Source organism: Modestobacter roseus (genome assembly GCF_007994135.1).
Lineage (GTDB): Bacteria > Actinomycetota > Actinomycetes > Mycobacteriales > Geodermatophilaceae > Modestobacter > Modestobacter roseus.
The window spans coordinates 3,592,434-3,605,845 of sequence record NZ_VLKF01000001.1 but is presented as its reverse complement, the minus strand read 5'-3'; the positions used below and the strand labels follow the sequence as shown (position 1 = coordinate 3,605,845).

Annotated in this window: 14 protein-coding genes, 1 pseudogene and 1 riboswitch; of the genes and pseudogenes, 11 read left to right on the top strand and 4 right to left on the bottom strand. The window is 76.3% G+C overall.

From position 1 onward, the window contains the following. Nucleotides 1-10 precede the first annotated feature (10 nt). From thiD to thiM, 3 genes are all read right to left on the bottom strand, one after another. Nucleotides 11-829, bottom strand: coding sequence for a bifunctional hydroxymethylpyrimidine kinase/phosphomethylpyrimidine kinase (gene thiD / locus JD78_RS17260; RefSeq protein ID WP_153359423.1), 819 nt, complete (start codon nt 827-829; stop codon nt 11-13). Further along, on the bottom strand, nt 826-1,485 hold the full coding sequence (gene thiE, locus JD78_RS17255; RefSeq protein WP_153359425.1) for a thiamine phosphate synthase: 660 nt from the start codon (nt 1,483-1,485) through the stop codon (nt 826-828). The genes thiD and thiE overlap by 4 nt, the downstream gene beginning before the upstream one ends. Beyond that, nucleotides 1,485-2,279, bottom strand: a complete 795-nt coding sequence (gene thiM, locus JD78_RS17250) for a hydroxyethylthiazole kinase (protein WP_208104135.1) — start codon at nt 2,277-2,279, stop codon at nt 1,485-1,487. Before thiM ends, thiE begins: the two co-directional genes overlap by 1 nt. Continuing rightward, nucleotides 2,271-2,364: riboswitch (TPP riboswitch) on the bottom strand. It overlaps the preceding gene by 9 nt. 105 nt (nt 2,365-2,469) lie before the next feature. On the opposite strand from thiM, the gene JD78_RS17245 reads away from it, so the two are divergent. The 5 genes from JD78_RS17245 (at nt 2,470) to JD78_RS17225 (ending at nt 7,217) form a co-directional block, all read left to right on the top strand. Beyond that, on the top strand, nt 2,470-3,024 hold the full coding sequence (locus tag JD78_RS17245; RefSeq protein WP_153359427.1) for a hypothetical protein: 555 nt from the start codon (nt 2,470-2,472) through the stop codon (nt 3,022-3,024). Next, a complete protein-coding gene (locus tag JD78_RS17240) occupies nt 3,021-4,559 on the top strand; it encodes a flotillin family protein (RefSeq protein ID WP_153359429.1) in 1,539 nt (512 codons plus the stop codon). Before JD78_RS17245 ends, JD78_RS17240 begins: the two co-directional genes overlap by 4 nt. A gap of 55 nt (nt 4,560-4,614) precedes the next feature. Next, nucleotides 4,615-5,073: a GNAT family N-acetyltransferase gene (locus JD78_RS17235; RefSeq protein ID WP_153359431.1), complete on the top strand. Its 459-nt coding sequence runs from the start codon at nt 4,615-4,617 to the stop codon at nt 5,071-5,073. 180 nt (nt 5,074-5,253) lie between these two features. Beyond that, on the top strand, nt 5,254-5,859 hold the full coding sequence (locus JD78_RS17230) for a hypothetical protein (RefSeq protein ID WP_153359433.1): 606 nt from the start codon (nt 5,254-5,256) through the stop codon (nt 5,857-5,859). After that, the gene (locus tag JD78_RS17225; RefSeq protein ID WP_153359435.1) at nt 5,856-7,217 is read left to right on the top strand and encodes a LamG-like jellyroll fold domain-containing protein; all 1,362 of its coding nucleotides are present in this window, start codon (nt 5,856-5,858) and stop codon (nt 7,215-7,217) included. The genes JD78_RS17230 and JD78_RS17225 overlap by 4 nt, the downstream gene beginning before the upstream one ends. 3 nt (nt 7,218-7,220) lie before the next feature. On the opposite strand, the gene JD78_RS17220 is transcribed toward JD78_RS17225, so the two are convergent. Then, nucleotides 7,221-9,050, bottom strand: coding sequence for a helicase (locus JD78_RS17220; RefSeq protein WP_153359437.1), 1,830 nt, complete (start codon nt 9,048-9,050; stop codon nt 7,221-7,223). A 96-nt stretch (nt 9,051-9,146) separates the two neighbouring features. Between JD78_RS17220 and JD78_RS17215 the strand changes: the two genes are divergently transcribed. The 6 genes and pseudogenes from JD78_RS17215 to JD78_RS17195 all read left to right on the top strand — a co-directional run bounded on the left by JD78_RS17215 (nt 9,147) and on the right by JD78_RS17195 (nt 13,412). Further along, entirely contained in the window at nt 9,147-10,007 is an 861-nt protein-coding gene (locus JD78_RS17215; RefSeq protein ID WP_153359439.1) for an alpha/beta fold hydrolase, read from the top strand. Further along, nucleotides 10,004-11,128, top strand: a pseudogene (bluB, locus tag JD78_RS22680) (5,6-dimethylbenzimidazole synthase); the annotation flags it as partial. The gene JD78_RS17215 and the pseudogene bluB, both read left to right, overlap by 4 nt. A gap of 95 nt (nt 11,129-11,223) precedes the next feature. Further along, entirely contained in the window at nt 11,224-11,730 is a 507-nt protein-coding gene (locus tag JD78_RS22675; protein ID WP_279526876.1) for a nicotinate-nucleotide--dimethylbenzimidazole phosphoribosyltransferase, read from the top strand. A 127-nt stretch (nt 11,731-11,857) separates the two neighbouring features. Further along, nucleotides 11,858-12,091, top strand: a complete 234-nt coding sequence (locus JD78_RS17205) for a DUF4253 domain-containing protein (RefSeq protein ID WP_166521250.1) — start codon at nt 11,858-11,860, stop codon at nt 12,089-12,091. 57 nt (nt 12,092-12,148) lie between these two features. After that, nucleotides 12,149-12,994 (top strand): helix-turn-helix domain-containing protein, encoded by an 846-nt coding sequence (locus JD78_RS17200; protein ID WP_153359445.1) that lies wholly within the window; start codon nt 12,149-12,151, stop codon nt 12,992-12,994. Between the two features lie 4 nt (nt 12,995-12,998). Beyond that, nucleotides 12,999-13,412: a VOC family protein gene (locus JD78_RS17195; RefSeq protein WP_153359447.1), complete on the top strand. Its 414-nt coding sequence runs from the start codon at nt 12,999-13,001 to the stop codon at nt 13,410-13,412.

Genomic DNA, 13,412 nt, shown 5'->3' with positions numbered 1-13,412 from the left:
AACCGGCCCGTCACCACCAGCCGGCGAAGTGGTGCACCGGGCCGTGCCCGGAGCCGATCCCCAGCGTCTCCCCCGCGGTCAGCGCCTGCTGCAGGTAGTCGCGTGCCCGCTCGACCAGCGGCGCCCACTCCACCGCCCGCCCCGCCTGCCGTTCCCGGGCGGCGAGCGCGGCCAGCGCGGAGGAGAGCGTGCAGCCGGTGCCGTGCGTCGACGTCGTCTCGACCCGGGGCCGGCGGGTCTCGACGACCGCGTCGGCGGTGACGAGCACGTCGACGCTCTCCGCCCCACCGAGGTGCCCGCCCTTGAGCAGCACCGCCGCCGGGCCCAGGGCCAGCAGCGCCCGCGCCTGGTCGGGCAGCTCGGCCACCGTGGTGGCCGGGTCGATGCCCAGCAACGCGGCCGCCTCCGGCACGTTGGGGGTGATCAGGTCGCTGACCGGCAGCAGGTCGCTGCGCACGGCATCGACCGCCTCCGCCGAGATCAGCCGGTCGCCGCTGGTGGCCACCATCACCGGGTCGCAGACCACCGGGCCACCCGGCCGGTCGGCCAGCGCGGCGGCGACCTCGCGGACCACCTCGGCGGTGCCCAGCATGCCGAGCTTGGTGGCGTGCACCGTCACGTCGGCGAACAGGGCGCGCAGCTGCTCACCGACGAAGTCCGCGGGGACGCCGTGCACCCCGGTGACGCCGCGGGTGTTCTGCGCGGTGAGCGCGGTGAGCACCGCGGTGCCGTAGGCGCCCAGCGCGCTGAACGTCTTCAGGTCGGCCTGGATGCCCGCGCCCCCGCTGGGGTCGCTGCCGGCAACGGTGAGCGCAACGGCAGCGGTCATCGAGCGATCAGCTCCTGGGTCAGGACGGCCCGCAGGGCGCGGGCCGCGGCGGCGGGGTCGGGGGCGGTGCAGATGTCGGAGACGACGCAGACGCCGTCGACCCCGGTGGCGGCGACCTGCCCGGCGTTCGCGGCCGAGACGCCGCCGATCGCGACGGCGGCCACCCCGCCGGCGTGCGCGCGGGCGGCCAGGGCGCGTACCCCGTCCAGGCCCAGTCCGGAGCCGGCGTCGGGCTTGGTCGGGGTGGCCCAGACCGGGCTCAGCCCGACCAGGTCGACGGTGCCCGGCGGCAGCGCGAGCACCTCCGCCAGGTCGGCGTCGTCACCCACCGAGACGCCCAGGACGGCGTCCGGGCCGAGCAGCGCCCGCACCTCGGCGGCCGGCAGGTCGTCCTGCCCGACGTGCACCCCGTCGGCGCCGGCGATCAGCGCGACGTCGACGGCGTCGTTGACCACCAGCGCGACGCCGTCCGGCAGCACCCGCTGCACCGCGCGGGTGAGCGCCAGCAGCTCCCGGCGCGAGGCGGTCTTGTCCCGCACCTGGACCGCGGTCACCCCGCCGGCGACCGCGGCCGCCACCACCTCCGGCACCGATCGCGGTGCGCACAGCAGGGTGTCGGTGACCAGGTAGAGGGTCGGGTCGAACGCCCGGCGCATCAGGCGGTGCGGAGGTCGGCGCGGGTGAGCGCCTCGCCGTCCAGGGCGTCGAGGGCGTCCAGCCACTGCGGGGCGAAGGTGCCCGGCCCGTCGGCGAGGTCGGCGGCGACCTCGGCGGCCAGCGCCACGTGGGCGTGCGCGGCGACGGTGCCCAGCAGCGGGTCGCCGGTGGCGGCGACGTAGGCGGCGGTCAGTGCGCCCAGCGCGCACCCGGCTCCGGTGGTGCGGGTCAGCAGCACCGAGCCGCCGCCGACGCGCACGGTCCGCTCGCCGTCGGTGACGACGTCGACCGGCCCGCTGACCGCGACGACACCGCCGGTGCGCCGGGCCAGCGACGCGGCGACCTCCACCGCGTCGTCGGGGTCGGCGGTGCTGTCCACGCCGCGCCCGCCGGACCCGGCGCCGGCCAGGGCGAGCACCTCCGAGGCGTTGCCGCGCACCACCGTGGGCCGCAGCTCCACCAGCTCGGCGGCCAGCGCGGTGCGGAACGCGAGCCCGCCGACGGCGACCGGGTCGAGCACCCACGGGGTGCCCGCTTCGCCGGCGGCGCGGGCGGCCAGGCGCATCGCGTCGGCGGTCCGGGAGGAGACGGTGCCGACGTTGACCAGCACGGCGGAGGCGACGGCGGCGAACTCGCCGGCCTCGGCCGGGTCGTCGACCATCGCCGGGGCCGCGCCGACGGCGAGCAGCGCGTTGGCGGTGATGGTCTGCACCACGGTGTTGGTGAGGCAGTGCACCAGGGGTGCGGTGTCGCGCAGCGCCTCGCGGGCGGTGCGCAGGGAGCTGACGTCCACGCGTGACATCCCTTCGCCAGTGCGAACTGGAGCAGGTTCGACGGGTGTGCTCTCAGTCCCGGGCGGGACACCCCGTGTCGGTCCGCGACGCTAACACCGCCCCCTGGCCGGCGTTCACCCGTTCGCGGGCTCTGCTTGATCACGACGCGCTGACCTGCGAACCTGTCCGCCGGACCCAGGAGGAGGGCACGTGGACCCGATCGCGGTCGCCTTCCTCGCCGTCGGCGGGTTCGGCCTGCTCGTGCTGGTGCTCGCCCTCGTGGTCGGCGAGATCGGCGAGTTCGGCGGGGACGCCGACGGCCCCTTCTCGCTCCCGGCGATCGCGGCCTTCGTCGGCGGCGTCGGCTTCGGTGGCGCGGCGGTGACCGCCCTGCTGCCGCCACTGGCCGGTGCCCTGACCGTCCTGCTCGCCGTCGTCGGCGGCCTGGTGGTCGCGCTGCCGCTGGCGGCCGGGGCGATCCGGCTGTCGGCCTCGCTGCGGGACATGCCGACCGAGCCCACCCTGACCAGCGACCGGCTGCTCGGCGCCCAGGGCGTCGTCGTCTCCGGCGTGCCGGCCGGCGGGTTCGGCGAGGTGCGGCTCAGCGTCGCCGGCCAGCAGCTCAAGTACCACGCCCGCAGCGCCGTCCCGCTGCCCGCGGGCACCCCCGTGTACGTCGTCGACACCCCGTCCGACACCTCCGTCGAGGTGGTCTCCACCGCCCCCGACGGTCCCCCTGCCAGCCCCGGAGGCACCGCGTCATGACCCTGCTCTACGCGATCGGCGGCATCGCCGTCCTGGTCGTCCTGCTGGTGCTCCTCGTGCTGTCCCGGATCAAGGTGGCCGGCCCGAACCAGGCGTTCCTGGTCACCGGCCGGCAGGGCCGCTCGGTCACCGGTACGGACGGCGCGGTCAGCCGGGACATGTCCGGGCAGAAGGTGGTCATGGGGGCGAGCGTCTTCGTGCTGCCGGTGGTGCAGAAGCTGCACTCCATCGACCTGTCCAGCCGGCGCATCCCGGTCGGCATCCGGGGCGCGGTGAGCCTGCAGGGGGTCAAGTGCGACCTCGAGGGCGTCGCCATCGTCAAGGTGGGCGGCAACGAGGGCGCCATCCGCGCCGCCGCCCAGCGCTTCCTGGCCCAGCAGGAGGGCATCGACACCTTCACCTCGGAGGTGCTGGCCGGTGCGCTGCGGTCGATCGTCGGCCGGCTGACGATCGAGGAGATCATCCGCGACCGGGCCGCGTTCGCCTCCGCCGTCGCCGAGGAGGCCGAGTCCTCCCTCACCGGTCAGGGGCTGGTGCTGGACACCTTCCAGCTGCAGGACATCCAGGCCGAGGGCACCTACCTCGCCGACCTGGGCCGGCCGGAGGCCGCCCGGGTGCTCAAGGAGGCGAGCATCGCCGAGGCCCGGGCTCGGCAGGCCGCCCAGCAGGAGCAGCTGCTCGCCGACGAGGCGATCGCGGTCTCCCAGCGCCAGCTGCAGCTCAAGCAGGCCGAGATCGACGCGGAGATCGACGCCGCCAAGGCCCGCGCGGCCGCGGCCGGCCCGCTCGCCCAGGCCGCGCAGGACCAGGAGGTCCTCACCGCCCAGGAGAAGGTCGCCGAGCGGACCGCCGCGCTGACCCAGGCCCAGCTGGACACCAAGGTCCGCCGTCCGGCCGACGCCGAGCGCTACCGGGTGGAGCAGGAGGCCGAGGGCCGGAAGAACTCCGCGATCCTCTCCGCCGAGGCGCAGCGGCAGGCCACCATCGCCGCCGCCCAGGCCGCCGCCGAGCAGGCGCGGCTGTCCGGTGAGGGCGAGCGGGCCCGCCGGTCGGCGCTGGCCGAGGCCGAGGCGATCGAGGGCGCCAAGCGCGGTGAGGCGGAGAAGCAGCGCCGCCAGGCGATCGCCGACGCCGTCGAGCGGGAGGGCACCGCCGAGGCCGCCGCGATCCTGGCCCGGGGCAAGGCGGAGGCCGAGGCGATGGACGCGCGGTCCGAGGCGTTCGCCAGCTACGGCGAGGCGGCGATCCTGGACCTGCTGGTCAAGGTGCTGCCCGACGTGGTGGCCGCGGCGTCGGCACCGCTCTCGGCGGTGGACAAGATGACGGTCATCTCCGCCGACGGCGCCGGCTCGCTGGGCCGGTCGGTGGCGGCGAACGTGGCCCAGGGGCTGCAGCTGTCCGGCGACCTCACCGGGCTGGACGTCGGCGCGCTGCTGAAGCGGCTCGGCAGCGGGGCCGCGGACAGCGTGGGCGACGCCACCCCGGTGACCCGCGTGCCGCTGGACGGCAACGGGGCCGCGCCGGCCCGCGACTGACCCACCGCGACCACCTGCGGCGGGCGGCGGCCCGAGGGCTTGCGACCATGCGGCGGTGACCGATGCACCCCGCCTGCGCCAGGCGCCGTTCGCCGAGCTGACCCCCGCCGAGCTGTACGGCATCCTCCGGCTGCGGGTCGACGTCTTCGTCGTCGAGCAGGCCTGCCCCTACCCGGAGCTCGACGGTCGGGACACCGAGCCGACCACCGAGCACCTCTGGTTCGCCGACGACGACGGCGACGGGGCGGTGCTGGCCACGATCCGCGTGCTGCACAACGGCGAGGACCGCGCCATCGGCCGGGTGGCCACCGCGGTGGGCGCGCGGGGGCGGGGGCTCTCCGCGGAGCTCGTCCGCCGTGGTCTCGAACTGTGCGCCGGCCGCACCGTCGACATCGGCGCGCAGGCGTACCTGGAGGGCTGGTACGAGCGGTTCGGCTTCCGCCGGTCGGGCCCGGACTACCTCGAGGACGGCATCCCGCACCTGCCGATGCGCCTGGCGGTCCCCGCGGCCTGAGGTCGGTCGACGCTGCGTCACCGGGCCACCCGGCTGAGGGGCGCACCCCCTCCCAGGTAGTCACCCTGCGGAGTGGCACAGTCACCCGGAGTCTTCCACCCTGGATCGCCCGGCCCTAGCGTCGCGGGGGCAGGAGGTGGCCGCTCCGGTCGACTCCCCCGGAGCCCCGGAGAGCCAGGCATGACGAGGGTGACCCTCCGCCGTCCCAGCCGTCGCACGACGCGCCGCGCGGTCGTCGTGTCCACGGCCGGGGCGCTCGTCCTCGCGGCTGCGCTCGTCTGGCAGGCCGCCTACGCCGGCTTCGCCGCCTCGACCACCCCGATCGCCGCCGGCGTCACCACCGGCACGGTCGCGGTCGGCAACGAGATCGAGGGTCTCGGCACGGTCGCCCTGCCGGCACTGCGCCCCGGCGAGACCTACACCGAGTGCGTCGCCGTCACCTCCACCGGTTCGGTGCCCGCCCAGGTGCGGCTCTACGTCAAGGACCGGTCGGCCACCGCCACGGCGTTGCCGAGCAGCCTCACCTTCACCTGGACCGCCGGTACCGGCGGCGGGGTGAACGACGACTGTGCCGCGTTCACGCCCACCACGTCGACGGTGACGTCGACCCTCGCGTCGTTCGGCACCACCTACGCCCAGGGGGTCCTGCCCTGGGACACGACCGGAGGGGCCACCGCGGAGCGGCGCACGTACCGGGTGAGCTTCTCGCTGTCGGCCAACGCGCCGGCCAGCGTCAAGGGCGCCTCGGCGACGGTCACCTTCGCGTGGGAGGCGCAGCAGCGATGACCACCCCCTCGTGGCGGCACGGCTGGGCCGCCCTCGCCGTCAGCACGCTGAGCCGCATCGCGCTCGGCGCGCTCGCGCTCCTGCTCGCCGCCTCGCTGGTCCCCGCCCTCGTCGGCTGGCAGTCCACCGTGGTGATGTCCGGCTCCATGGCGCCGGCCCTCGCCCCCGGTGACGTCGCCGTGGTCCGGCCGGTCGACAGCGCGGCGCTCGAACCCGGGGCGGTGCTGCTCGTCGACGACCCGGACCTGCCCGGCCGCCTGCGCCTGCACCGGCTGGTCGCCGTCGACGCCGCCGGCCTGCAGCTCAAGGGCGACGCCAACCCCGCGGCCGACAGCAGCCTCGTCGCCCCCGCGGCGGTCCACGGCGCCGTCTCCTTCCGGCTGCCGCTGGTCGGGGAGCCGGTCGTCTGGCTCGCCGAGCGACGGGTCTGGCCGCTGGTCGGCACCGCCGCCGGGCTGGCCGTGCTGCTTGCCCTGGCACTGCTGCACCGCCGTCCGGACGACGACCTCCCGGCCGGCCCGCCGTCCACCGGGCGCGGGCTCCGTCGCGGTGCCGTGCTCACCACCGCCGCCCTGCTCACCCTCGCGCTGCCCGGTGCGGCGGCGCGCTTCTCCGACACCACGGCCACCCCCCGGCTGACCCTGCCCGTCGCGGCCGTGTGGAACTGCTCGGACGTCGGCAGTGCGAACCGGGCGACGCACTACTACCGGATGCAGGAACGCTCGGGGACCACGGCCGCGACCACGGGCACCGCCGGCAGCGCGGCCAACGGCACCTACAGCCCGCGCGGCCTGACCAGCGTCCCGGACGGTCCGGCCTGCGGCCCCAACGAGGAGCGGGCGGTGCAGTTCGACGGCTCGAGCGGAGCGATCTGGACGACGCAGGCGGTCACCAACCCGCAGACCTTCACGGTGCAGCTGTGGTTCCGGACCACGACCAACCGCGGCGGGAAGCTGATCGGCTTCGGGAACGGCACGAACGGCGACCTGTCCAGCAGCTACGACCGGCACGTCTACCTGACCAACGCCGGGCAGTTGGTGTTCGGCGTCTACAACGGGTCGATCTACACGGTGACCAGTCCGCGCACCTACAACGACGGCGGGTGGCACCTGGTGACCGCGTCGTTCTCCGCCGGCACCGGCCTGCGGCTCTACGTCGACGGCAGCCTGGTCGCGAGCGGCTCGGCACCGGCCGCGGAGTCGATCACCGGGTTCTGGCGGATCGGCTACGACAACCTCAACACCTGGCCGTCGGCGCCCACCAGCCGGTACTTCGCCGGGTCGCTGGCGCACGTCAGCATCTACAACTCGGTGCTGAGCGCGAGCCAGGTGCGGGACGCCTGGGACATCACCCGCTGACGGTCAGTCAGCGCCCGTCAGCGACGTCGCCGGCAGCCAGTCGGCGTCCAGCAGTTCGGCGATCTGCTGCAGCCCGGCGGTGTCGCCGCCCGCCGTCGACCCGGTGACCGCGAGCCGTTCGACCATGACCCGGGCGACGTCCTCCTCCACGGTGTCCGCAGCGAACGCCACCCGCCAGGGCGAGACCTGGTGGTCGCGGTGCGTGCGGCCGGTGACCTGGCGGGCGGCGATGCCGGAGAACCGTGGCTGGTGGAACAGCCCGACCCGCGGCGTGGTCGAGGCGACGAGGCCGCCGGGCAGCTGCTCGCCGGCGTGCAGGCTGATCGAGGCGGTCACGGTGAACACGCACACCGGTGCCTCGCCGGTCTGGAACCGCAGCCGCTCGGCCTCGACGTCGAACCGGTCGCGCCCGTAGATCCCGGCGACGGCGATCCCGCCGTCCAGCAGCGCCTCCCGGATCGGGTCGGCGGCGGTCTCGACGAACTCGACCGAGACGGCGACCTGCCGGTCGGCCTCCACCTGGGCCGTCACCCAGTCGACGGTGGCGGCGGCCCGGATCAGCCCGGCCTTCTGCCGGAACCGCAGCAGCGCCGCGCGCCCGCGGGCGGTCTCCCGCTTGCGGCGGGCCAGCTGCATCTCCGCCCGGAACTCCGACCACTCGGCCTCGTACTGCGCGCGCTCGGCCGGGGTGAGCTCCACCGGGGTGCCGGTGACGCTCACCGGGCCCCACGGCGCCGGCCGGTGCAGCGTGGCCGGCGGCTCGGTGTCGGCGAGCCAGCTGCGCAGCCGGGCGAGGTCGGCCCGGCGCTCGTCGGCGTCCTCGGTCCACGTCCAGCCGTACCGGCCACGTTCCACGTGGAACCCGTGCGCCGCGAGCCGGGTGGGCAGGTCGGCCCACTCCCGCAGCGGCTCCCCGTGCAGCGCGGCGAAGTGCGGCGCCAGGTAGGGCAGCTCCAGCGGGGTGTGCGCGGGCGTCGCCGTCGCCAGCAGCACGAACGGGGCGTCCTTGACCCGGCCGCTGCCGGAGACCGCCTTCCAGTGCTTCCAACGCTGGGTGGTCGTGTGCCGCACCATGTGCGCCTCGTCGGCGATGACGACGTCGAAGCCGTGCCCGAGCGCCCTGGTCGCGGCGGCGATCTTGCCCAGCCGGTCCCAGGTGGTCACGCACCAGCGGAGCCCGGCGTCGCCGAAGGCCCCGATCGACCGGGTCCAGTGCGGCACGGTGATCGCCGCCGGGCGGTCGGCCACCACGAGCACCCGCTGCACCGGCCGCTGCCGGGCGATCTGCTGGACGGCGAGGACCGCGGTGCCGGTCTTGCCGACGCCGGGGTCGTCGCCGAGCAGGAACATCCGCCCGCCGGCGGCCGCGTGCGCCGCGATCACGGCCGCCCCGATGACCTGCTGCTCCCGCGGGGTCATCGGCCGGGCCGCCCGCAGCGGGCGGGGCTCGGCGTTGAGCTCGTCCTCCAGCCAGCGCTCCAGGCTGTGCGGCGGCGGGTCGTACGGCTGCAGCGCCGCGGGCAGCCGTGCGCCGACGTACACGTGCGCGGACAGCCCGGCGTGCCAGCTCGCGCCGGGCGCGGGCGCCCGGAACGGGACGGCGAGCACCCAGACCCGCTCCCCCGGCCCGGCGACCGGCAGCGCCGGCGCGGCCTTCTTCGCGGGGGCCTTCTTCGCGGGGGCCTTCTTCGCTGCGGCCTTCTTCGGTGCCGCCTTCTTCGGCGCCGCCTTCCGGGCGGGCGCGGCCTTCCTCGGGGCGGCCTGCCCGGACGCGGCCGTCCGTGAGGTGCTGGCCGTGGACGAGCGGGTGGCACGCCGGCGGCGTCCGGGCACGGGGATCTCCTCGGGGAGGCGGCGGTGAGCGGGTCGACGGTAGGCGTGGGCACCGACGGTCGCCGGCAGCGACATCGGGTCTGGTGGGATGAGGGCATGACGGACCCGAACCGGCTGGCGGCCCGCACGCTCGGCGACTCCGGGCCGCGGGTGGTCTTCGTGCACGGACTCTTCGGCCAGGGGCGCAACTGGACGACCGCCGCCAAGGCGCTGGCCGAGGACGGGCACCGGGTCACCCTGCTCGACCTGCCCAACCACGGGCACTCGCCGTGGACCGACCGGGTCGACTACGGCGACATGGCCGAGTTCGTCGCCGCCGAACTCGCCCTGCTCGGCGAGCCGGTGACCCTGGTCGGGCACTCCATGGGCGGCAAGGTCGGGATGCTGCTGGCGCTGCGCTGGCCGGAGCTGCTGCGCGGCCTCGTCGTCGTCGACATCGCCCCGGTCGACTACCCGGAGACCGGCGGCCGGACGGATGACCCGGACGAGGAGGAGTCGCCGTTCGCCGCGTTCATCGCCGCGATGCAGGCGGTCGACGTCGGGGCGCTGCAGACCCGGGAGGACGCCGATCGGGCGCTGCGCGACGCGGTGCGCAGCCCCATGGTCCGCGGCTTCCTGCTGCAGAGCCTGGTCCGTGACGGCCAGGAGGGCTGGCGCTGGCGGCTGAACCTGGAGACCCTCGCCCGCGACGTGGGCGAGCTGCGCCGGTTCCCCGAGCCCGAGCCCGGCGCGCACTACGACGGCCCGGTGCTGTGGATCGCCGGGGCGAACTCGCACTACGTGCTGGACGACGACCGGCCGCGGATGGACGCGCTGTTCCCCTCGACCCGGCTGGTGCGGGTGAAGAACGCCGGTCACTGGGTGCACTCGGAGCAGCCCGAGGTCTTCCTGGAGACCGTGCGGCACTTTCTCGACGGAGTCGAGCGACGGGATGGCCTGCGGCAGGTGGAGGAGTGACCACCTGGCCCCGCCCGGTGCCGCTCATCGGCGACGACACCGCCGCCTCGGAGCGGGCCGCCGACCCCACCGGCTGGGCGCTCCCCGAGCCGGACCGTGCGGGCCTGTACCGCACGATCGGCGCGCGGCGCGACGTCCGCCGCTACCGCCCGGACCCGGTGCCCGACGAGGTGCTCACCCGGGTGCTGGGTGCCGCGCACGCCGCCCCGAGCGTCGGGCACAGCCAGCCGTGGCGGTTCGTCGTCGTCCGCGACCCGGCCGTCCGCGACCGGGCCGCGGTGCTCACCGACCGGGAGCGGTTGCGCCAGGCTGCGCAGCTGGAGCCCGAGGCGGGCGCCCGGCTGCTGGACCTGCAGCTGGAGGGCGTGCGAGAGGCGCCGCTGGGCGTCGTCGTCTGCTGCGACCGGCGGACGCCGGCCGCCGGCGTGCTCGGCCGGGCCACCTTCCCCGACGCCGACCTGTGGAGCTGCGCCGCGGCGATCCAGAACCTGTGGCTGGCCGCCCGTGCCGAGGGGCTCGGCCTGGGCTGGGTGACGCTGTTCCGTCCCGCGGAGCTCGGCGAGCTGCTGGCCCTGCCCGACGGTGTGGTCACCCTGGGCTGGCTGTGCCTGGGCTGGCCCGACGAGCGACCGCCCGCGCCAGGGCTGGAGCGGGCCGGCTGGTCGCGGCGGCAGCCACTGGAGGACGTCGTCCTCACCGACCGGTGGCCGGCCACCGACCCTGCTCCCCCGCCGAACCGGCTCCGCAGCCCGGAGCCGGCCGCGGTGGTCGGCGCCCGCGACGCGGCCGACCGGCTGCTCACCCCACCCGGGTCGCTGGGCGTGCTCGACCGGGCGGTCGACCGGGCGGTCGCGCTGGGCCGCACCGAGCTCACCGGCGGCACCCTGCTGCTCGCCGCCGCCGACCACCCGGTCACCGGCCACGGCGTCTCCGCGTTCCCGGTGTCGACGACCCGGGACATCGCCGCGGCCGCCGTCGCCGGTCAGGCGCTGGGCGCGACCGCCGCGCGGACCGCGGGGCTGGACGTCGTCGTCGTGGACGCCGGGGTGCACGGCACCGCGGTGCCCGGCGCGCTCGCCGTCCGCCCGGTCGGCGTGCGCGGGGACCTGCTGACCGCGCCGGCGATGACCCCCGACGACGTCGCGACGCTGCTCGCCGCCGGCCGCCGGCTGGGCGCCGAGCGGGGGCGGCGACCGGCCTGGTCGCGCTCGGCGAGGTGGGGGTGGGCAACACGACCGTGGCGGCGGCGCTGGCCTGCGGGCTGTTGCACGTGGAACCGGCCGACGTGGTCGGGCTGGGTGCCGGCGCGGACACGGCGATGGTGGACCGGAAGCGGTCGGTGGTCGACGCGGCCGTCGCCCGCGCCGGGCGGGGCCTGGACCCGCTGCGCGCGCTGGCCGAGCTCGGCGGACCGGAGCTGGCCGTCCTGGCCGGCGCGGTGCTGGGGGCGGCGGAGGCCGGCGCGGTGGTGGTCGTCGACGGGTTCGCCACCGCGGTGGCCGCACTGGTCGCCGTGGGGCTGGAGCCGGCCGCGCAGTCGTCGCTGGTGGCCGGGCAGCGCAGCCGGGAGCGCGGGCACGAGCTGGTGCTGCAGGCGCTGGGCGTCGAGCCGCTGCTGGACCTCCGGCTGCGGGCCGGTGAAGGCGTCGGGGCGGTGCTCGCCGCGGGGCTGCTGCGTCACGGGCTGACCCTCCGCCGGGAGGCCGCCCGCGTCGACCGCTGACCGGGACCTGTGGACAACCGCGTCCACTGTGGACAGCGGCCGGCCCGACGGTCGGGGATCGCGCTCGGATCGCTGCTCCCGAGAGGAGCGGACGATGACCTGGTCGGTTGGCGAACACCCTTTCCGTGTGCCAGTGCGGACCGAGCGTCCGGGCAGCCTGGCAGCAGCCGGAGCGCTGGACCTGGTGGTCCTGCGTCCTCCGGTCACTGCGCGCCAGTGCGATGTGATGGCGGCGGAGGACTTCGCCTTCTGCCCGGACAACTCCTCCCCCCAGACCGGGTTCGACGACCAACCGATCAGCCGGGCCGACGACGCCGCCCGGTTGCGGGGCGCCACGGCGTGGCACTTCTGGTGGGACTGACGCCGGCCGGGAACGGTCGCTCTGGACCCGTGCTGCCCGGCGGGCCAGGCTGGCGGCATGGGCAGCGAGTGGGTGGGGCACCGACCGCACCCGGCGCTGCACGGGCTGGTCGCCGCGGCCACCGGCTACCGGCAGGAAGGGTTGGCTCCCGGGCTGCACCGCGGGCTCCCCTCCCCCACGCTGACGTTCGTCGTCACCCTCGACGACCCGCTGGAGATGGCCGCCCATCCCGACCCGGGGCAGGCGCCCGGCAGCTACGCGGGCCTGGTCGGTGGGCTGCACACCGCACCAGCGCTGATCCGTCATCCCGGCCGGCAAGCCGGCGTCCAGCTCGCCCTCACCCCGCTGGGTGCCCGCCGGCTGCTCGGCCTGCCCGCCGGTGCGCTGGCCTCCCTGGACTGCCCGGTCGGCGACGTCCTCGGCGCGGACGGCGTGGAGCTGATCGAGCGGTTCCGGGCCGCGGCCGGCTGGCCGGCCCGGTTCGCGGTCCTGGAGGAGGTCCTGCTCCGCCGGGTGCGCCCGGACAGTGCACCGGCACCGGAGGTCACCGAGGCGTGGCGGTTGACCGTCGCCTCCGGTGGGCGGCTGCGGGTCGCTGAGATCGCGGGGCGGGTCGGCTGGTCCGAGCGCCACCTGCTCAGCCGCTTCCGTGCCGAGACCGGGCTGGCCCCGAAGGAGGCGGCCCGGGTCGCGCGCTTCTCGCGCGCCCGCAGGGCGTTGCAGGCCCGGGCCGGGGCCGGGCAGGCGCTGGACCTCGCCGGCCTCGCCGCGGCTGGTGGTTTCGCCGACCAGGCGCACCTGACCCGCGAGTGGCGGGCGCTGACCGGGCTGCCGCCATCGCGATGGCTGGCCGAGGAGTTCGGATACGTCCAAGACGGCCGCTCCCCCGTGTCGACAATCTGAGGCCATGACCGATCCCGCCGCTCCCCCGCCCACCGTCTGGCCCGCCTTCCGGGCCCGCGACGCCCGCGCACTCATCCGCTTCCTGGTCGACGCCCTCGGCTTCGAGGAGACCGCCGTGTACGGCGAGGGCCCCGTCGTCCAGCACGCCCAGCTCTCCTGGCCGCCCGGCGGCGGGGTGATGCTCGGCTCGGTGCGCGACGTCCCCGACGACCCGTGGCCCGCGCAGCCAGGCTCGGCCGCCGCCTACCTGGTCACCGACGACGCCGACGCCGTGCACGCCCGCGCGGTCGGCGCCGGCGCGGACGTCGTGCAGCAGCTGCACGACACCGACTACGGCGGTCGCGAGTTCGCCGTCCGCGACCCGGAGGGCAACCTCTGGAGCGTGGGCACCTACCGGGGTGAGCCCCGGCTCAGCTGA